This window comes from Rhizobium sp. CC-YZS058 (assembly GCF_034720595.1).
In the GTDB taxonomy this organism is placed as follows: domain Bacteria; phylum Pseudomonadota; class Alphaproteobacteria; order Rhizobiales; family Rhizobiaceae; genus Ferranicluibacter.
This window is the reverse complement of record NZ_JAYESJ010000003.1, coordinates 62,718-81,448: the sequence shown is the minus strand read 5'-3', so window position 1 is coordinate 81,448 and position 18,731 is coordinate 62,718. Positions and strand designations below refer to the sequence as shown.

Annotated in this window: 16 protein-coding genes; 13 read left to right on the top strand and 3 right to left on the bottom strand. The window is 64.9% G+C overall.

Annotated elements, in window-relative coordinates; translation table 11 throughout:
- Window positions 1–50: 50 nt before the first annotated feature.
- The gene (locus U8330_RS21070; protein WP_323107543.1) at window positions 51–875 is read right to left on the bottom strand and encodes a DeoR/GlpR family DNA-binding transcription regulator; all 825 of its coding nucleotides are present in this window, start codon (window positions 873–875) and stop codon (window positions 51–53) included.
- 201 nt (window positions 876–1,076) lie between these two features.
- On the opposite strand from U8330_RS21070, the gene U8330_RS21065 reads away from it, so the two are divergent.
- Both U8330_RS21065 and rhaI read left to right on the top strand, forming a co-directional pair.
- Window positions 1,077–3,173: a bifunctional rhamnulose-1-phosphate aldolase/short-chain dehydrogenase gene (locus U8330_RS21065; protein WP_323107542.1), complete on the top strand. Its 2,097-nt coding sequence runs from the start codon at window positions 1,077–1,079 to the stop codon at window positions 3,171–3,173.
- Between the two features lie 93 nt (window positions 3,174–3,266).
- Entirely contained in the window at window positions 3,267–4,559 is a 1,293-nt protein-coding gene (rhaI, locus tag U8330_RS21060; RefSeq protein WP_323107541.1) for an L-rhamnose catabolism isomerase, read from the top strand.
- Between the two features lie 76 nt (window positions 4,560–4,635).
- On the opposite strand, the gene U8330_RS21055 is transcribed toward rhaI, so the two are convergent.
- The gene (locus U8330_RS21055; RefSeq protein WP_323107540.1) at window positions 4,636–5,577 is read right to left on the bottom strand and encodes a GlxA family transcriptional regulator; all 942 of its coding nucleotides are present in this window, start codon (window positions 5,575–5,577) and stop codon (window positions 4,636–4,638) included.
- Between the two features lie 124 nt (window positions 5,578–5,701).
- Here U8330_RS21055 and U8330_RS21050 point away from each other — a divergent pair, with 124 nt between their 5' ends.
- From U8330_RS21050 to U8330_RS21010, 9 genes are all read left to right on the top strand, one after another.
- The gene (locus tag U8330_RS21050) at window positions 5,702–6,496 is read left to right on the top strand and encodes an SDR family oxidoreductase (RefSeq protein WP_323107539.1); all 795 of its coding nucleotides are present in this window, start codon (window positions 5,702–5,704) and stop codon (window positions 6,494–6,496) included.
- Window positions 6,497–6,532: 36 nt separating this feature from the next.
- On the top strand, window positions 6,533–7,297 hold the full coding sequence (locus tag U8330_RS21045; RefSeq protein ID WP_323107538.1) for an SDR family oxidoreductase: 765 nt from the start codon (window positions 6,533–6,535) through the stop codon (window positions 7,295–7,297).
- Window positions 7,298–7,546: 249 nt separating this feature from the next.
- Window positions 7,547–8,725, top strand: a complete 1,179-nt coding sequence (locus tag U8330_RS21040; RefSeq protein WP_323107537.1) for a carbohydrate kinase family protein — start codon at window positions 7,547–7,549, stop codon at window positions 8,723–8,725.
- 39 nt (window positions 8,726–8,764) lie between these two features.
- On the top strand, window positions 8,765–9,538 hold the full coding sequence (locus U8330_RS21035; RefSeq protein ID WP_323107536.1) for a glutamine amidotransferase: 774 nt from the start codon (window positions 8,765–8,767) through the stop codon (window positions 9,536–9,538).
- A gap of 22 nt (window positions 9,539–9,560) precedes the next feature.
- Complete coding sequence (locus tag U8330_RS21030; protein WP_323107535.1) at window positions 9,561–10,334, top strand: ATP-binding cassette domain-containing protein; 774 nt, start codon at window positions 9,561–9,563, stop codon at window positions 10,332–10,334.
- 33 nt (window positions 10,335–10,367) lie between these two features.
- Window positions 10,368–11,354 carry an autoinducer 2 ABC transporter substrate-binding protein gene (locus U8330_RS21025; RefSeq protein ID WP_323107534.1) on the top strand — a complete coding sequence of 329 codons (987 nt, stop codon included), beginning with the start codon at window positions 10,368–10,370 and terminating at the stop codon, window positions 11,352–11,354.
- Window positions 11,355–11,372: 18 nt separating this feature from the next.
- Complete coding sequence (locus U8330_RS21020; RefSeq protein ID WP_323107533.1) at window positions 11,373–12,350, top strand: ABC transporter permease; 978 nt, start codon at window positions 11,373–11,375, stop codon at window positions 12,348–12,350.
- Window positions 12,347–13,303 carry an ABC transporter permease gene (locus tag U8330_RS21015; RefSeq protein WP_323107532.1) on the top strand — a complete coding sequence of 319 codons (957 nt, stop codon included), beginning with the start codon at window positions 12,347–12,349 and terminating at the stop codon, window positions 13,301–13,303. The genes U8330_RS21020 and U8330_RS21015 overlap by 4 nt, the downstream gene beginning before the upstream one ends.
- Before the next feature lie 2 nt (window positions 13,304–13,305).
- Window positions 13,306–14,622: an ArgE/DapE family deacylase gene (locus U8330_RS21010; protein WP_323107531.1), complete on the top strand. Its 1,317-nt coding sequence runs from the start codon at window positions 13,306–13,308 to the stop codon at window positions 14,620–14,622.
- 111 nt (window positions 14,623–14,733) lie between these two features.
- Here the strand turns inward: U8330_RS21010 and U8330_RS21005 are convergent, their stop codons facing one another.
- Entirely contained in the window at window positions 14,734–15,633 is a 900-nt protein-coding gene (locus U8330_RS21005; RefSeq protein ID WP_323107530.1) for a LysR family transcriptional regulator, read from the bottom strand.
- Window positions 15,634–15,751: 118 nt separating this feature from the next.
- Between U8330_RS21005 and U8330_RS21000 the strand changes: the two genes are divergently transcribed.
- Together U8330_RS21000 and U8330_RS20995 are read left to right on the top strand one after the other, a co-directional pair.
- Window positions 15,752–17,152: an MFS transporter gene (locus U8330_RS21000; protein ID WP_323107529.1), complete on the top strand. Its 1,401-nt coding sequence runs from the start codon at window positions 15,752–15,754 to the stop codon at window positions 17,150–17,152.
- Between the two features lie 228 nt (window positions 17,153–17,380).
- Window positions 17,381–18,679 (top strand): diguanylate cyclase, encoded by a 1,299-nt coding sequence (locus U8330_RS20995; RefSeq protein WP_323107528.1) that lies wholly within the window; start codon window positions 17,381–17,383, stop codon window positions 18,677–18,679.
- Window positions 18,680–18,731: the final 52 nt, after the last annotated feature.

Here is an 18,731-nt window from a genome sequence, read left to right as displayed (position 1 = left end):
TCCAGTCTTCCTCCCGGTTGAACGTTGCATGTTCCTCCCCCGGCGCTTCCTCACGCGACCGAGGCAGAGTCTCCTCTTTCGCCGCCCGCGGCCGACGCCGGCACGGCAGGGGCGATGATGAGCGTGATGCCGGCGGCCTCCACCATCTGGCGGGCCTCCTCGCTGACGCCGTCATCGGTAATGATCGTGGTCACGCGCTCCAGCGGACACAGGATCAGGCTCGAGCGGCGACGGAACTTGCTGCTGTCGACCAGCACCACCAGCTCGTCGGCCTGCTGCATCATCTTCTGTTCGCTCTGGATGATCAGCGCGTCGGCTTCCATGATGCCGAGCGGCCCCACCCCTTGCGCGCCGATGAAGAAGCGCCGCGCATAGAAATTGCGGATCGCATCGTTCTCGAAGGGCGAGAGGATCAGGCTCTGCTCGCGATAGACCGCGCCGCCCGGCAGCGTCACCGAGTTCTTCGAGTGCTTGATCAAATGCTCGGCAATGGCAAAGGAGTTGGTCATCACCTGCATGCGGTGGCTGGAAAGAAAGTGCACCATCTGGAATGTGGTGGTTCCGCCATTGATGATCACCGCATCGCCCGGCTCGCAGAGATCGACCGCCTTGCGCGCTATTGCTCGCTTTTTGTCGATATTGACCGATTCGGACACCTTGAACGGCCGACCTGCGAGATTGCCGAGTTGGGGCGGATGAACGGCTTCCGCGCCGCCGCGCACCCGCCGGATCTTCCCCTGCACATGCAGCGCCGCGATGTCCCGACGGATCGTCGCTTCCGACGCTTCCGTCAATTCGGCGATGTCCTGGATGGTCACGACGGACTTCTCCTGGACGGCGCTCAGAATGATGCGATGGCGCTCGCGTTCGTGCATAGTGGTCCTCCTGGCTAAGGTTATTTCTCAAGAACAGCATAGTGTCAATCATAAACGATCAAGAAATTTCATGCTGCGCTGCAACGTAATCGGTTTTGATCGAAACTTGTTGACAGTGATGGTCTTGCTGCGCGATATCGATGCCACAAGGCCGGCGCGACATAGTCGAACCGGCAAGGCGAACCGCCATGGGAGGATGACATGACGCCGGCCGCAGGGCTTCTCGAAAATCGCTGGGACGATGCTTATGCCGCTTCGCTCGATGAGCCGGGCAAGTTGCTCTATCGCTCCAATCTGCTCGGCGCCGACAAGCGCATCACCAATTACGGCGGCGGCAATACCTCCGCCAAGGTGGAGGAGATCGACCCCCTAACCGGGAAGCCGGTCAAGGTGCTTTGGGTCAAGGGCTCGGGCGGCGATGTCGGCACGATCAAGCTCGATGGCTTCGCGACGCTCTATCAGGATAAGCTCGACTCTCTCAAAACCCTCTACAAGGGCGTCGAGGACGAGGATCGCATGGTCGGTTTCCTGCCGCACTGCACCTTCAACCTCAACAGCCGCGCCGCCTCGATCGACACACCGCTGCATGGTTTCGTGCCCTTTACCCATGTCGATCACATGCATCCCGACGCGATCATCGCCATTGCCGCCTCGAAGAACTCGCGTGAGCTGACGCGCGAGATCTTCGGCGACGAGATCGGCTGGCTCCCCTGGCGTCGCCCCGGCTTCCAGCTGGGGCTCGATCTCGAAGCCTTCGTCAAGGCCAATCCGCAAGCAAAGGGCGTCGTGCTCGAAAGCCATGGTCTTTTCACCTGGGCGAACGACGCCAAGGCCTGCTACCTGCTGACTCTGGACATCATCAACCGGGCGATCGCCTGGTTTGGCGAAAAGACCGCGGGCAAGACGATCTTCGGCGGTGCCAGGGTCGAGAGCCTGCCGGCGGCGGAGCGTCGCTCGATCGCTGCCCGCCTGATGCCGGAAATCCGCGGCCGGATCGGCAAGCAGGAGCGCAAGCTCGGCGCCTTCGATGACCAGCCGGCCGTGCTCGAATTCGTCAATTCGCATGACCTCGTGAGCCTCGGCGCGCTCGGCACCAGCTGCCCGGATCATTTCCTGCGCACCAAGATCCGGCCCCTGATCCTCGATTTCGACCCCGCTCATCCGGACGTGGATGCGGTGGCGGCGGGGCTCGATGCGGCACTCGATGCCTATCGCGCCGACTACCAGCGCTATTACGACACCTGCCGCCACGACAATTCGCCGGCCATGCGCGATCCCAACCCGGTGATCTTCCTCATCCCCGGCGTCGGCATGATCTCCTTCGCCCGCGACAGGGCAACGGCGCGCATCGCCGGCGAGTTCTATGTCAATGCCATCAATGTCATGCGCGGCGCCTCGACCGTGTCCGACTATCAAGGCCTGCCGGAGCAGGAAGCCTTCGACATCGAATACTGGCTTCTGGAGGAAGCGAAGCTGCAGCGCATGCCGAAGCCGAAAAGCCTTGCAGGGCGCGTCGCCTTCGTGACCGGCGGAGCCGGCGGCATCGGTCGGGCGACCGCGACGCGGCTGATCGGGGAGGGGGCCTGCGTGGTGCTTGCCGATATCGACCAGACGGCGCTGGACGAGGCGGTTGCCGATTTCGGAAAGCGTTTCGGACCCGACTCCGTCTCCGGCGTGCTGCTCGATGTGACGAAGGAAGACAATGTCGTCTCCGCCTTCGCCGAAGCCTGCGCGTCCTTTGGCGGCATCGACATTCTTGTCTCCAATGCCGGCATTGCCTCCTCCGCACCCATCGAGGCGACCGAGCTTTCCATGTGGAACCGCAACATGGATATTCTGGCGACCGGCTATTTCCTCGTCTCGCGCGAAGCCTTCAAGCTGTTCCGTCGCCAGTCGCTCGGCGGCAACGTCGTCTTCGTCGCGTCGAAAAACGGTCTCGCGTCTTCGCCCAATGCCGCAGCCTACTGCACGGCCAAGGCGGCCGAAATCCATCTGGCGCGCTGCCTCGCGCTCGAGGGCGCGGAGGCAGGCATTCGCGTCAACACGGTCAACCCCGATGCGGTCCTGCGCGGCTCGAAGATCTGGAACGGCGAGTGGCGCGAACAGCGGGCCGCATCTTCGAAGATCGAGATCGACGAGCTGGAGGAGCATTATCGCAAGCGCTCCATGCTGAAGCTCAACGTCTTCCCGGAGGACGTGGCCGAGACGATCTATTTCCTCGCCTCGGATCTCTCCGCGAAGTCGACCGGCAATGTCTTCAACGTTGATGCCGGCAACGCCGTCAGCTTCCCGCGATAGGGGACGCAAAAGGGGCTGGCGCGTGGGAGCGCGCTGGCCGTCGTGAACAGATGAGGCGGCGCGGGACGTGGGTGTCGCAAGCGGAGGATGGCCATGAGCCAGGCACGGATCGGCGCGGAGCATGTGGCCCGCAACAACGAAAAGCGCGAGGATGCGCAGGCGCAGGATTATGCGGCGCTCGGCGCGGCGCTCGACCGGCGCGGGATGGATATCGAGGCGGTGACGGCCAAGGTCCAGGCCTTCTCGGTCGCCGTGCCTTCCTGGGGGGTCGGCACCGGAGGCACCCGTTTCGCGCGCTTCCCGGGGAAGGGCGAGCCGCCCGGCATCTTCGACAAGCTCGATGATTGCGCCGTCATCCACGAGCTGACGCGGGCGACGCCGACTGTCTCGCTCCATATCCCCTGGGACCTGGCGCCGGCCGAGGATCTGATTGCCAAGGCCGAAAGCCTCGGCCTCGGCTTCGATGCCATGAACTCCAACACCTTTTCGGACGCACCGGACCAGGCGCAATCCTACAAGTTCGGCTCGCTCAGCCACACGAATGCGGCGACGCGCGCCCAGGCGGTCGAGCACAATCTCGCCTGTATCGAGCTTGGAAAGAAGATCGGCTCCAAGGCCCTGACCGTGTGGATCGGCGACGGCTCCAACTTCCCCGGCCAAAGCCACTTCACCCGCGCCTTCGAGCGCTATCTCGCGGCCATGGCCGAGATCTACAAGGGCCTGCCGGACGACTGGACGCTGTTCTCGGAACACAAGATGTACGAGCCAGCCTTCTATTCGACGGTGGTGCAGGACTGGGGCAGCAACTATCTCATTGCCCAGACGCTGGGCCCCAAGGCCAAATGTCTCGTCGACCTCGGCCACCATGCGCCCAACACCAATATCGAGATGATCGTCGCCCGGCTGATCCAGTTCGGCAAGCTCGGCGGCTTCCATTTCAACGACAGCAAGTATGGCGATGACGACCTCGATGCCGGGGCGATCGAGCCTTACCGCCTGTTCCTGGTCTTCAACGAGCTTGTCGATGCGGAGGCGCGCGGCGTCGAGGGCTTCCACCCGGCCCATATGATCGACCAGTCGCACAATGTAACCGATCCGATCGAAAGCCTGATGGCGAGCGCCAACGAGATCCGCCGCGCCTACGCCCAGGCCATGCTGGTCGACCGCACGGCGCTGACCGGCTTCCAGGAGGAGAACGATGCGCTGATGGCAAGCGAGACGCTCAAGCGGGCCTACCGCACCGATGTCGAGCCGATCCTCGCCGAGGCGCGACGGCGGGCAGGCGGCGCAATCGACCCGATCGCCGCCTACCGCGCCAGCGGCTACCGCGCCCGCGTCGCAGCCGAGCGCCCCGCCTCGAAAGCCGGCAGCGGCGGCATCATCTAGCCCGCGGCGCCGACCTGCTTCAGACGAACTCGCCCTCCGTTTCCGCTGAAGGGAAGGGGCAGGGCCTCGCCTGCTCTCAGGCCGCGCGCGAAAGCCGGCGGATGGTTTGCGGCGGTTGACCGTAGTGGCGCATGAAGGCCTCGCGCATGCGCCGGAGGTCGACGAAGCCGCTGTTGCGCGCGATCTGGTCCAGGGAAAGCCGGCTATCCTCCAGCATCAGGCGGGCGGCCTCCAGGCGGATCTGCTCGACCGCCTTGGCCGGCGTCTGGCCGGTTTCCGCGTGGAAGGCCCGGCTGAACTGGCGAGGAGAGAGCGCCGCAACCCCGGCAAGGTCCTCGACGGTCAGCGGATCGGTCAGGTGCGCCTTCGCATGGAGCAGTGCCTTCTGGATGCGGTCGCTGCTGGGCGCAAGCGCCAGCAGCTCCGAATGCTGGGACTGGCCACCGGCGCGGCGGTGATGCATGACCAGGCGGCGGGCGACCGCGCCGGCGACCTCGCGTCCAAGATCCTTTTCGACCAAGGCGACCGCAAGGTCGAGACCGGCGGTCAGCCCGGCGGATGTCCAGACCGGCCCCTCATTGATGAAGATGCGGTCGTCCTCCACCTTCACCTGCGGGAAAGCCTTGCGCATCTCCTGCGCATAGGACCAGTGAGTCGTGGCGCGCCGTCCGTCGAGAAGTCCCATCTGCCCGAGCAGAAACGCGCCGGTGCACAGCCCCGCGACCCGGCGCGCCTCCTTCGCCCGCGCGCGCACCATGGCAAGCATCTCCTCATCCTGCTGGGGCGGAGGAACGAGGCCGGCGAGAAGCAGCAATGTATCGATCGGACCTGCCTCGTCGAGCCGCGTGGTCGGCACGGCAAATCCACTCGAGGACAGGACGGCACCGCCCTCCGCAGAAGTAATCGAAAGAGTGTAATAGCGCTCGCCCTGCAGGACATTGGCGAGCTCGAAGGCGGCCTGCACGCCCAGCGCCAGGAACTGGAAGCCGGGCGTCAGCATCATCGTCACCTGCGGCATCGTCCACTCCCTGTGCTCATGTCCTAAAAACGTATTTTATACGTCATATCGGACAAAGCGCCTTTGGTCCATAACGTCCTTGTCGAAAGCGATGGCGCTGACGCCACAAGCAAGGAATGGACCAATGACCACCAAGGGAACTGCCCTCATCACCGGCGCCTCCACAGGCATCGGCGCGATCTATGCCGACCGCCTGGCCAAGCGCGGCTACGACCTGATCCTCGTCGCCCGCAACAGGGACAAGCTTCAGGCGCTCGCTTCGTCAATCGCCGACGAAACCGGACGCACGGTCGAGGTTCTTGCAGCGGATCTCGGCAAGGCCGAGGGTCTCCACGCCGTGGAGACGGTGCTGCGCCAGGATGCCAGCATTACGGCGCTGGTCAACAATGCCGGAATCGGCACCCACACGACGCTCCTCGACAGCGATGTCGATCGCATGGAGGCCATGGTGCGCCTGAACGTGACGGCTTTGATGCGCCTCACCTATGCGGCCGTGCCCGGTTTCGTGGCACGAGGTGGGGGCACAATCATCAACATCGCCTCGATCGTGGCGCTCGCGCCGGAGCTGCTCAACGGTGTCTATGGCGGCACGAAGGCCTTCGTTCAGGCCTTCACGACCTCGCTCAACCATGAACTCGGCGAGCGCGGCATCCGGGCCCAAGCCGTGCTGCCCGGCGCGACGCGCACGGATTTCTGGGCGCTCGGCGGCCTGCCGGTCGACCATCTGCCGAGCGAGATCGTCATGCCGGCCGAAGACATGGTCGATGCCGCACTCGCCGGGCTCGACCAGGGCGAAACCACCACCATTCCTGCGCTCCGCGATATTGCGCTCTGGACGGAGTACGAGGCGGCCCGGCTTGCCCTCGGCCCGCAACTCTCCGCCACCCGTCCCGCCCCGCGCCTCACCGCGGCCGCCTGAACGAACGAAAACCTCTCCAGAAAGAAAGCCGAACCCATGAAACTGACTGGCAACACCATCTTCATCACCGGCGGCACGAGCGGGATCGGCCGCGCATTTGCGGAAGCCTTCCATCGCCTCGGCAACACCGTCATCATCGCCGGCCGGCGCAAGGCCTTGCTCGACGAGGTGACCCGCGCCAATCCGGGCATGGAAGCGCTCCTGCTCGATGTGTCCGACCCCGACAGCATCCAGGCAGCAGCTGAGACGCTCATCGCGCGCCATCCCGATTTGAACGTCGTCTTCAACAACGCAGGCTTCATGCCGTTCGACGATGTCTCCGGCCCGATCGACGATGATGTGGCGCAGGCGCTGATCGCCACCAACCTGCTCGGCCCGATCCGTGTCACCTCGGCGCTGATCGACCATTTGAAGACCAGGCCCGCGGCGACCCTGCTCTACACCACGAGCGTCCTCGCCTTCGTCCCGATCGCCAGCAATGCGATCTATTCGGCAACCAAGGCAGCGCTTCACTCCTTCGCTCTGTCGCAGCGCTTTCAGCTGCGCGACACCGCGGTGCGCGTTCAGGAAATCGCGCCGCCATGGGTGGATACCGATCTGATCTACAAGAGCGGCGACCCCCGCGCCATGCCGCTCCCCGGTTTCTTCGAGCAGACGCTCAAGGCCCTCGCCACCGACGACCCGGAGGTCATCGTCGATGCCATCCGACCGCTGCGCGACAACCCGGGTGCGAACGAACACGCTTTCGTGGACGCCTTCAATCGCAGCATCGTCGCGAACCCGATCCCCGTCGGGGCCTGACTGCAGCATGCGATGCCGGCGGACTGGGCCGGCATCGCAGCCTCCCTATGATCGACGGAGCAATCCTTCGCGACGCGACACTGTGAATTGAACCAATTTCAAATCTGCCATTTTGAAGATTCATATTTCCCTTGCGAGCAGACGTTAGCAGGATCGTCACAGAGATATGGTTTACTTTAGAATAGAATTCTTTTGACGACCTCCCGATCCCTTCATAGGCTTTGAAGCGTTTCAATGACCGAGGAAGCGATGCGAAGAGAGCGTCCGACCATCAAGGATGTTGCAGAGGCCGCCGGCGTTTCGGTCGGCACCGTCTCCAATTTCCTCAATGGCACGGTGCCTGTCAAAGCGGAGACGGCGGAGAAGATCCAAGCCGCGGTCCAGCGGCTCGCCTACCGGCCGAGCGTCTTTGCGCGGTCCCTGCCCATGATGTCGGCAAGGAAGGTCAAGGCGGCCGAGGGCAATCCCCGGCTGCTCGTCGTCGGTCACATCTGCGTCGACTACCTCTGCCGCGTCGAGGTGCTTCCGCACCGGGACGACCGGGTCGCGGCACGCCATATCGACAAGGCGCTGGGCGGTCCCGCCGCCAACCTCGCCGTGGCTGCTGCCGCGGTCGGCGCGCCCTACGGCCTGCAGGTCGATCTCGCCACCGCCGTCGGCGACGATGCCGACAGCGAGTGGGCCATGGCCGAACTGCTGGCACAAGATGTCAATGTTCTGCCGATCCGCCGGCCCGGCAAGAACCGGTTGCCGCGGGCGATGGTCATCATCGAAGCCAATGGTGGACGCACGATCATCCACGAGACGTTCGAGCTCAGCGAGATCGACCTGACCGCGAACATGGACATCACCCCCAGTCCGGTCCGCTCCTGCCTGCATATCGAAGGGTTTCACTACGAGCGGATGATGCCTTCCATTCCGCGCTTTCACGAGGCGGGGTGGAGCGTCAGTCTGCACACGGCAGGCCTGCCCGAGGGCTCGCGCAATCCGGCTGCCTTCGAGCGGTTGATCGGCCAGGTCGATCTGACCTTCATCAATGACGAGACGCTGCGGGAGATCTACGAGATCCGCACGCCGCTCGCCTCCATGATCGAGGAAGCCGCCCGCACCATCGCCAGGGTGCGCCCGCGCGGCGATGTCGTGCTGACACTCGGCGAATTCGGCGCGGTCGTCTTCCGCAGAAGCGGCGGCCCGCCGATCGAGGTGCCCGCTTTGCCGGTCAGCCGCGTCGATGCGACCGGGGCCGGCGATGCCTTTGCCGGGATCTTCCTCAGCCTGTGGCTGCACGGGCAGCCCCTTTCCGAAGCGGCGCGTCATGCCGCCGTCGGCGCCAGCCTGACCACGACCGCGGAGGGTGCGCAGGGGCGCACCGCCAAGGCCGCAGAACTTCAAGCCCTGCTTTCGGCCGTCGAAGCCAAGGCCGGATAAGCGTTCCAAACAGTGTGATTGACAGAGAAGGAGACACCCATGGTGACCAAGGTATTGCTGGTAGGAGAGAGCTGGGTCAGCTCGGCCACCCACTACAAGGGGTTCGACCAGTTCGGCAGCGTGACCTTTCACCTGGGGGCCGAGCCGCTGGTCGCGGCGCTGCAGGGTGAGGAGTTCGACATCACCTACATGACCGCGCATGACAGCGTGGAGAAGTTTCCCTTCACGATGGACGGACTGTCCGAATACCAGGTCATCCTGCTCTCCGATATCGGCGCCAACTCGCTGCTCCTGCCGCCCGCCGTCTGGCTGCATGGCAAGCCCGTGCCGAACCGCCTGAAGCTCATCCGCGACTGGACGAAGGCGGGCGGCGGCCTCGTCATGGCGGGCGGCTATTTCTCCTTCCAGGGCATCGACGGCAAGGCACGCTGGCGCCGCACGCCGGTCGAAGACGCACTGCCCGTGACCTGCCTTTCCTATGACGACCGGCTGGAAGTGCCGGATGGCTTCCGCGCCGTGGTGACAGGCCCGAAGACCCATCCGATCCTCGCCGGTGTCGAGGGCGACTGGCCGCTTCTCCTCGGTGCCAACGAAGTCGTCGCGAAGGAGGCCGACGGCGTCGAGGTTCTTGCGACCTTGCCGGAGGAGGAGGGGGGCCATCCGCTGCTCGTCACCGGCGAATATGGCAAGGGCCGCACCGTGGCCTGGACCTCGGATATCGGCCCGCACTGGGTGCCGAACGAGTTCGTCGCCTGGCCGGGCTACGCCACGATCTGGAAGAACATTCTGCGCTGGGCGAGCCAGGGCAAGTGACAAGCGCGCGAAGGATGACCCCATGACCCTCCCATTCCTGCGCGCGCGGGGCATTACCAAGCGCTTCGGCGCGCTGACGGCCCTGCGGGGCGTCGATCTCGACATCCACGAAGGCGAGGTGCTCGCGCTCCTCGGCGACAACGGCGCCGGCAAGTCGACCTTCATCAAGATCCTGGCCGGCGCCCATCCGCAAAGCGATGGCGAGTTGCTGGTCGGCGGCCAATCCGTCCAGTTCGCCTCGCCAAAGGATGCGGCAGGCTCCGGCATCGCGACGATCTTCCAGGAGCTGGCTCTGTCGGAAAACCTCTCGATCGCCGAGAACGTTTTTCTTGGCCGTGAGATAAAGCGATCCGTGCTCGGCATCCCGTTCCTCAAGCGCAAGGCCATGCGGGAACGGGTGGACGGGCTCCTGACGGAGCTCGACGCCCATATCTCCGATCCGGAAGCGCCGGTTGGCAGTCTCTCCGGCGGTCAGCGCCAGGCGGTGGCGATCTGCCGGGCGCTCAATCTCAACGCCAGGCTCATCATCATGGACGAGCCGACCGCAGCACTCGCCGTTGCGGAAACCCGAAAGGTGCTGCAGCTCACCCGCAAGCTCGCCGAACGCGGCTGCGCGGTCGTGCTGATCAGCCACAACATTGCCGATGTCTTCGAGGTGGCCGACCGAATGGTCGTCTTCCGCCGTGGCCGCAAGGTGGCGGAGCGGCGCAAGGCCGAAACCAACCCCGAAGAGATCGTCTCCCTCATCACAGGCGCCCATCCCGACGTGCGAGCGCTTGAAAACCAAAATTCATAAAGCGCGTCACTTCCGTTCCAGAGAGGTCCTACCATGCATACGTCTTTCAAGAAGACCCTAGCCTTGTCGCTTCTTGGCATCGCTCTCGCCGCCCCGGCTGTCGCACAGGACAAGCCGAAGGTGGCGTTCGTGCCGCAGCTGATCGGCATTCCCTATTTCAACGCCATGGAAGCCGGCGGCAAGAAGGCGGCCGACGAGCTCGGCGTCGAGTTCATCTATTCCGGCCCGGTCGATACCAATCCAGTCGATCAGTTGCAGATCGTCCAGAACCTGATCGACCAGGGCGTCAACGCCGTTGCCGTCAGCGTGCTCGATGCATCCGCGATCGCCCCCGTCGTCGAGGCTGCCAAGGCAAAGGGTGCCAAGCTCTTCACCAGCGACAGCGACGCGCCGGACAGCGGCCGCGCCGTTTATGTCGCGCAGGCAACCGATGAGGGACTCGGAGCGACGATCATCGACGAGCTGGTCAAGCGCGTCGGCGAAGACGCCAAGATCGGCATCGTTTCCGGCGAGGCGACCGCCTCCAACCTCAATGCCTGGATCGGCTTCATGCAGAAGCAGGCGAAGGAGAGATATCCCAAGCTGACCCTGCTCGAGCCGCAATTTGCCGGCGGCACCGCCCAGCGCGCCGCCCAGATCGCCGGTGACCTCATGACGGCCAACCCGGACATCAAGGGCATTATCGCCGTCGCCTCCTCGACCTGCCCGGGCGTCGCGCAGGCGATCGAGACCGCCGGCAAGACCGGCAGCGTCGTCGGCACCGGCTATTGCAGCCCGAACACGGCGCGCGCCTATCTCAAAAGCGGCTCCTTCGGGTTTTCGGTCCTGTGGGATCCGGCTCAGCTCGGCTATCTCACGGTCTGGGCCGGCAAGCAGCTGATCGACGGCAAGACCTTCGAGGCGGAGAACAGCGTTCCGGGCTTTGCCAAGCCGGTGACCTACAACGCCGAGACCGGCGTTCTGCTGCTCGGGCCTCCGGCCGTCTTTACCGCCGACAATGTCGACCAGTTCGACTTCTAGGATCGGATAAAGCTCTCGATGCGACAGTCACGTTCACGTCTCCTTGCCATTGGCGGACGGGAATGGGCCCTGCTCGGCGCCATTCTCCTCGCTTCGGTCGTCTTCTCTGTCGCGTCACCCTTCTTCGCGACAGCCGGGAATGCGGCGACCATCGCCCGCAACAGCACGGAGCTGATGCTGGCCGGTCTCGGCATGACCCTGCTGCTCGCCATAGGCAGCATCGATGTCTCGATCGGCATCCTCATGGGACTTTCGGCCATTGCCGTTGCCCATGCTCTGCTGGCGTCCATGGCGCCGGCTCTGGCGGTCCTTGTCGGGCCGCTGACCGGCGCCGCGCTGGGACTGGTCACGGCGTCCGTCGTCGTGCTCGGTCGGGTGCCGGCCATCGTCGGCACCCTCGGCCTTCTCGGCGTCTACCGGATGGGGGTCTTCGCCCTGCTCGGCGGACAATGGCTCTCGGGCCTGCCGACCGGGCTGACGGAGCTGCTTTCCGCCCGGCTTCTGGGCCTGCCGCTGTCTGTGGTGGTGATCGTTCTTGCCTATCTCGCCGTGTGGCTGGCGCTGCGCGCCACGCCCTACGGCCCGCATCTTCTTTCGATCGGCAATTCGGAGGAGAAGGCACGGCTTTCCGGCGTGCCGGTCACGAAGGTCCGCTTCGCGACCTTCGTGCTCAGCGGCGCGCTGACCGGGCTTGCGGCCAGCTTCTATGTGGCGAGCTACCGCAATGTCGAAATGGCGATCGGCAGCACGCTGGCGCTCGACGCCATCGCGGCGGTCGTTCTCGGCGGCACCAGCATTCTCGGCGGGCGCTGCAGCCTGCTCGGCACGGCGCTCGGCGTGCTTCTGCTCCGGGTCTTGCAGAACGGACTTCTGTTGATGGGCGTCCCCTCGCTCTGGCAGCCGGTGGTCACCGGCGCGCTTCTGATCGGCGTGCTGGCGATGGACATGCCGCTTGCGCGCATGGGGGACCTGAAAGCACGGTGGGCTCTGCGATGATGGCTCTGTTCAATCGATCCGGCTCGAGCCGCATCCTGCTGCTTCTTGCCGCCCTCTGGGTGCTCGTCATCCTGGTGTTCGCCCTCTTGCGGCCCGGCATGTTCAGCGCGTCGACCGTGACGACGATCCTGCAGTTTTCGACGATCCTCGCACTGGTCTCGCTCGGTCAGGGGCTCGTCATCCTGGCAGGCGGGGCGGGGATCGATCTCTCCGTCGGCGGAACGGTGTCGCTGTCCGTCGTGCTCGCCACGCTCGCGGTCAAGGCCGGCCTGCCGCCGGGGCTGATCCCGTTCGTCTGCATCGGCGTCGGGCTGCTGCTCGGCCTCTTCAACGGCGTGCTCGTCACCAGGCTGAAGATCCTGCCGCTGATCGCGACGCTCGGAACGCTGTTCATCTATTCGGGCATGGCGCTCGCGCTCACGGGGGGCGGCGCACAATCGGGCGTGCCGGCCTGGTTGCTCGCTTGGGGGCGGGGCTCTGTTCTGTCGCTGCCCATGCCGTTCCTCACGCTCGTGGTGCCGGTGTTCCTGCTGGCGGCCGTGCTGCTCCTTGCCAGTGCCTGGGGCCGCTGGCTTCTCGCCATGGGCTACAACGAGCGTTCGGCCCGCCTTGTCGGCATTCCGGTCGATCGCACGCGGCTTCTGGTCTACGGGCTCAGTGGCCTCCTGGCCGGGCTCGCAGGCCTCGTTTCGCTCGCCTGGCTCGGCAGTGCCCGTCCTAATATCGGGCAGAACCTCGAACTTGAATCGCTGACGGCCGTCATGCTCGGCGGCATCGCGATTACCGGCGGCATCGGCGGTGTCGGCGGGGTCATCGCCGCCGTCATCCTGCTCGTCACGCTCAAGACCGGGCTCTTGCAGCTCAACGTCAACACGGTCTGGCAGGTCGGCATCGTCGGGGCCCTGCTCATTGCCGTCCTGCTCATCGAACGTCTTTCCAAACGCTGGAGTTAAGCATGCCTTCCATCGAAGAACAGATCGCGACACGCGTCGAGGCCGCCGAAGCGCGGATCGTCCAGACCCTCAGCGATCTCGTCGCCTTCCCCTCGATCGTCAAATCCAATCCGAAGGAGGCCGGCCCCGGCGAGCGCGACTGCCAGCTCTATCTGCAGAAGCGCCTGGAGGCGCTCGGCTTCACCACCGACCTCTGGGATCCGGATGGTCCGGCCCTTTACGAGAAATACAAGGGCCGCCCCGGTGCCAACAAGGGCCGCACCTTCGAAGGCCGGCCGAACCTCGGCGGCACGCTGGCGGGAACGGGCGGCGGACGCTCGATCATGCTGACGGGGCATATCGACGTCGTGCCGCCGGGTGCGGCGGAACATTGGTCGACCGATCCCTTCGAGCCGGTTCTGAAGGACGGCTTCCTGCACGGACGCGGCACGGTGGACATGAAGGGCGGCGTCGCCTGCATGCTGATGGCGGTCGAGATCCTTCAGGAAATGGGCGTGCCGTTGAAGGGCGACGTGGTCTTCACCACCGTGGTCGACGAAGAGATCGGCGGCATGGGATCGCTCGCCATGGTCGATCGCGGCTTCACCGCCGATGCCGGGATCATGACCGAACCGACGGCGAACCGCATCGCGCCACTCTGTCACGGCATCCTGTGGGGCAAGATCATCATCGACGGCATTGGCGGCCATGCGGAGCTGACGCCCAATGCCTGGTACACGAGCGGCCCGGTCGATGCCGTACAACTCTGCCGGCAGATGCTGGACGGGATCGATATCCTCAACCGCCGCTGGATGTTCGACCCGAAGAAGAATCACCCGCTGATGGACCTGCCGAACCAGATCATCGTCACGCAGATCAATGCCGGCGAACACCCCTCCTCCATGGCAGGACGCGCCGAGATCATCATCGACGCCCAGTATCTGCCGAGCGAGAAAGACGAGTTCGCGCTCGGCGGCCATGTGAAGCGCGAGATCGAGGAGCATGTGCACAATGTTTGCATGGCCGATCCCTATCTTCGCCAGCATCCGGCCCGGGTCGAATGGATTCTCGACGCCGATTGCGCCGAGATCCCTGCCGACAGCCCCTTCGTCTCGATGTTCCAGCAGGCGGTCGAGGAAGCCAGCCTCTCGCCCGTGCTGTCCGGCTTCGGCGCCCACAGCGATATCGGCTTGCCAACCGGACTTGGGAAGACACCGACCGTCAACTTCGGACCCGGCGATCCCGCCCAGGCCCACCAGCCGAACGAGCGGGTCTCCGTCCGCGACCTGATCGACTGCACCAAGGCGATCGCCCTTGCCGTTCAGAAGTGGTGCAGCTGACACCGGTCGGTCTCTGTCCGCCCAACGACGCGCTCGCCGCCCCGACCGGACGGCGGCGCGCTGGCTCTCATCGTCGCACGGCACCTGAAGGGCAGTGCGGCGCGCCGCTCCTCACCCCATCGTTTTGAACCGCGCGAAGATGAGCCCCCGCAGCCAGCGATGCACCGGATCGGCGTCCATTCGCGGATGCCAGGCCTGCACGATGGTGAAGCTCGGCACGGCGAAGGGCAGCTCGAAGGTCTCGACGTCGCCCTTCGTGACCGACTGCCGATAGGACATCGGCACGCAGCCGAGAAGATCGGAGCTGGCGGCGACCGCGATCACGGCGGGAAAGCTCGGCACGATCAATCTCACATCGCGCCGAAAGCCGAGTTCGGCCAGCGCCCGATCCACCGGGCCGGCATAATCCGCCTGCGGCGAAAAGACGACGTGGCCGGACGCGCTGTAGGATGCGGCCGTTATTGGCCCATTCTCGAAGATCGGGTGCCCCGGCCGCGCGAGGCCGACATAGCGGTCGGTAAACAATGTCTGGCAGCGCAGCTCCCCGCTTTCTGGCGGCAGGAGGCCGATATCCAGATCCACGGCCGCATCCCGCAGGCGCCGGATGTCCTTGTCGGCCCGCGGCGCAAACCGCAGCCGGATGCCCGGCGCGGACGCCGCGACCGCGGCACTGAGCTCGGCTGCGAAGATCAGCACGAAGGCTTCATTGGCGCGGATCGTGATGTGGCGGTCGATTTTCGAAAGATCGACGGCTGGAGGGCGACTGAGAACGGCCTGCACGGCTTCATGCAACGCGTGCACTTCGGCTGCAAGTTTCACCGCATGGGGCGTCGCCACCAGGCCACGCCCTGCCGGCACGAGGATGGGATCGCCGATCCGCGCCCTGAGGCGCGACAGCGTCCTGCTCATGGCCGAGGTGCTGAGCCCCAGGCGACGCGCGGCAGCCGTCACACTCTGCTCCTTCAGCAGGGCATCGAGCGCCACAAGAAGGTTGAGGTCGAGGTCAGGCATATCCCTGCTTACCAACCAAGGGCGTCAGACGCAACGGTCGCTTGATCCCGTTGCGTCTGGCGCCCTCAGTCCGATCGCGCTAGATCATGGTTTGCCTCCTGAAACGGCGAGTGTTCCGATGCCCCAGCCTGCTTCCTCTGCCCCTGACACCGCGGTCAGGCCGCGGCAATATCTTGCCGTCGCGGTCATTTCGCTGGCGACGATCCTCGTCGTGCTGGATGGTGCGATCGCGAATGTTGCGCTTCCAAGCATCGCGCTGTCCCTGCGCGCGCAGGCGGACGATACGGTCTGGGTGGTTTCGGCCTATCAGCTGGCGGTTCTCGTCGCGCTTCTGCCCTGCGGGGCGCTGGGCGATATCTATGGAGCGCGGCGGGTCTATCTTTTCGGCGTCGTGCTTTTCACCCTGTCCTCTGCCGCCTGCGCTCTTGCAGGCGATCTTGCGGTTCTTGTCGTCAGCCGATTTGCCCAAGGCTTAGGTGCGGGAGCGATCATGGCGCTCGCCATGATGAACCTGCGCGCGCTCCTGCCACCGTCCATGCTCGGGCCGATCATCGGCATCAACGCCATGATCATCGGCATTTCGGCCGCGGCAGGGCCGGGGATTGCCGGCACCATCCTGTCGATCACCAGCTGGCCCTGGCTTTTCGCCATCAATATCCCGATGGGTGCGCTCATTCTCTTGGGTGGCCGGCTGCTCGCAAAGAGCGAAGGACGAAAGAGGCCGCTGAATGCGCGGGCCCTGCTCGCCAACACCCTGATGTTCATCCTGTTCTTCTGCGGCGCCGACATGATCGCCACCGCGCCCGTTCGCGGCGCGGCGCTCATCCTCGCATCGATCGGGTGCCTCCTCGTCCTTCTGCGCCTGGAGCGCCGGAGCGAGGCACCGATCATCCCGACGGATCTGCTGGCAACCCCGGTCTTCCGCGTCGCCGTCATCGCCTCCGTCGCCTGCTTCTGCGGACAGATGCTGAGCTACATCGCGCTTCCCTTCTATCTTCAGCATGGGCTGCATATGACGTCGGTCTCGGCCGGTTTTGCCATGATGCCCTGGCCGCTTGCCACGGCACTGATCGCGCCCCTGTCCGGCCGCCTGGCAAACCACGTCAAGACGGCTTGGCTCTGCGCCGCCGGCGGCGGCCTCTTCAGCATCGGATTGCTGATGATCGCCGTCAGTCCGCCTGAGCCGCTCAGCAGGCTGTTCCTCCTCGGCACGGTCGTCTCGGGCCTCGGCTTCGGCCTCTTCCAGACACCGAACAACCGGATCCTGCTGCTCTCGGCCCCGAAGGCACGCAACGGCGCGGCCGGGGCCATGCAGGGAACGGCGCGTCTGCTCGGCCAGACCCTAGGCGGCATCCTCATGTCCATCCTCTTCGCCCTGCTGCCGCCATCCACCGCGCTGACCAGCGCAATGGTGGTCTCCGCCGCCTGCGCCGCTCTCGCCGGCCTCGTCAGCCTGACCCGCGGCCGCCACGAACCGACCCTCGATGCGGCACCTGCTCTTGCTCGTGCGGAGGGGTAACGGAACAAGCGGCGCGTCTGCTCGGTTCCTCATCCGTGGTCTTCAGCTTGCCCGGTGCCATTCGGGCGCTGCAGCTCGCGGCGCGGGTCTTATGACCACGAGCGGGGTGATACTCCGTAAAGGGTAAGTGTTTATTTACCATAATGGCCTCCGAATGCCCTATTCAAACTTGAGCCCGTGACCTGCAAACCTATCTGCAATCTCACGTGGAATGTCGGAGTTGGACTCATGAACCCGGACGATCATCCTCTCGAGGAGAGCGCTGAGTCTCGTTTGTCGCTCTTCGATTTTGCCTTCGAGCATGCGCCGATCGGCATTGCCATGGTGGACGTGCACGGGCGTATCATGCGCGGCAACGATGCTTTTTCGAAGCTTGTCGGTATTGCACGCACGAACCTGCGGGGAACGCCCTTCGCGGCGTTTACGCATCCGGACGATCTCGAGGCCGATCTCACGCTCTTCAAGGAGGTTCTTGCAGGACGGCGCGATGGTTATTCGATCGAGAAGCGCTATGTGCGGCCGAACGGTAGTCTCGTCGATGTGCTGATCCATGTCGCCGCCATGCGCAACGCGGCTGGAAGCGTCGCGCGTTTCCTGTCGCAGATCGAGGACATCAGCCTCCACAAGCAGCATGAACGGGAGCTGGCGGAAAAGGCCGCCCAGCTGGAATTGGCGATGGAGGCGGTTCGCGGCGGCTTCTGGCACATGGATGTGCCCAGCAACACCTTCGAGACGTCCGACCGCCTCGCCGAGTTTATCGGCGGCCCCGAAGCTGCCCGGCTGGATCTGCGGCGCTACCTGGAGAAGGTGAACCCGGACGATCTGTCGGCAGCGGATCTCGAGCCGCTGCTGCAAGGGACGGTGGACCAGTCGGTCGCCGAATATCGTCTCGACACGCTTGCCGGGGAGAAGTGGATGCGCTGCGACCGGCGGCTTCTCCGCGATGCGGATGGGCGCCCGCGTCGCATCGTCGGCGTTGCCATCGACTTCACCGAAGAGCATCGGCGCCTCGAAGCCACGCGCCATCATTCCGAAACGGACCAGTTGACCGGACTCCTGAACCGGCGCGGCCTCGTCAATCACTTCCGCCAGTTGCCGCTCTCGCAAGGCTGGTCGGTGGCTGCTGTGGATCTCGATGGATTCAAGGGCGTCAACGACACCTATGGTCATTCGGCCGGCGACGAGGTGCTGGTGGAGACTGCGCGACGGCTGCTGCGCAGCGTGCGCGAAACGGACCTTGTATGCCGGCGAGGCGGTGACGAGTTCCTTCTCGTTACCGCCGGCCGGCCGGAAGCCGGCGAGGGGACAGCCGAGAGAGTGGTGGACGCCATGCGCGCGCCGATCGCGATCGGCGAGGCAGTGGTCGAGGTTCGCGCCACGGTCGGCGTCATCTGGACCGACAGGAAGAGCGATCTCGAAGACCTTGCCGCACAAGCGGACCGTCTGCTCTACCAGGCCAAGATGGCAGGCAAGGATCAATGGCGGGCGGGGCGCACCCAAACCGTGTCGCGGCATCCATCCGATTGAGTTTCCCGACCACCCGGGACGACGACAGCTCGACCACGTCGGTCGGTCCACT

Bases quoted from the DNA above. Each gene is read 5' to 3' on its own strand.
- U8330_RS21015 (WP_323107532.1), top strand. From the start codon at position 12,347: ATGATGGCTCTGTTCAATCGATCCGGCTCGAGCCGCATCCTGCTGCTT.
- U8330_RS21035 (WP_323107536.1), top strand. From the start codon at position 8,765: ATGGTGACCAAGGTATTGCTGGTAGGAGAGAGCTGGGTCAGCTCGGCC.
- U8330_RS21010 (WP_323107531.1), top strand. From the start codon at position 13,306: ATGCCTTCCATCGAAGAACAGATCGCGACACGCGTCGAGGCCGCCGAA.
- U8330_RS21025 (WP_323107534.1), top strand. From the start codon at position 10,368: ATGCATACGTCTTTCAAGAAGACCCTAGCCTTGTCGCTTCTTGGCATC.
- U8330_RS21045 (WP_323107538.1), top strand. From the start codon at position 6,533: ATGAAACTGACTGGCAACACCATCTTCATCACCGGCGGCACGAGCGGG.
- U8330_RS21000 (WP_323107529.1), top strand. From the start codon at position 15,752: ATGCCCCAGCCTGCTTCCTCTGCCCCTGACACCGCGGTCAGGCCGCGG.
- U8330_RS21055 (WP_323107540.1), bottom strand. From the start codon at position 5,577: ATGCCGCAGGTGACGATGATGCTGACGCCCGGCTTCCAGTTCCTGGCG.
- rhaI (WP_323107541.1), top strand. From the start codon at position 3,267: ATGAGCCAGGCACGGATCGGCGCGGAGCATGTGGCCCGCAACAACGAA.
- U8330_RS21070 (WP_323107543.1), bottom strand. From the start codon at position 875: ATGCACGAACGCGAGCGCCATCGCATCATTCTGAGCGCCGTCCAGGAG.
- U8330_RS21005 (WP_323107530.1), bottom strand. From the start codon at position 15,633: ATGCCTGACCTCGACCTCAACCTTCTTGTGGCGCTCGATGCCCTGCTG.
- U8330_RS21040 (WP_323107537.1), top strand. From the start codon at position 7,547: ATGCGAAGAGAGCGTCCGACCATCAAGGATGTTGCAGAGGCCGCCGGC.
- U8330_RS20995 (WP_323107528.1), top strand. From the start codon at position 17,381: ATGAACCCGGACGATCATCCTCTCGAGGAGAGCGCTGAGTCTCGTTTG.
- U8330_RS21030 (WP_323107535.1), top strand. From the start codon at position 9,561: ATGACCCTCCCATTCCTGCGCGCGCGGGGCATTACCAAGCGCTTCGGC.
- U8330_RS21050 (WP_323107539.1), top strand. From the start codon at position 5,702: ATGACCACCAAGGGAACTGCCCTCATCACCGGCGCCTCCACAGGCATC.
- U8330_RS21020 (WP_323107533.1), top strand. From the start codon at position 11,373: ATGCGACAGTCACGTTCACGTCTCCTTGCCATTGGCGGACGGGAATGG.
- U8330_RS21065 (WP_323107542.1), top strand. From the start codon at position 1,077: ATGACGCCGGCCGCAGGGCTTCTCGAAAATCGCTGGGACGATGCTTAT.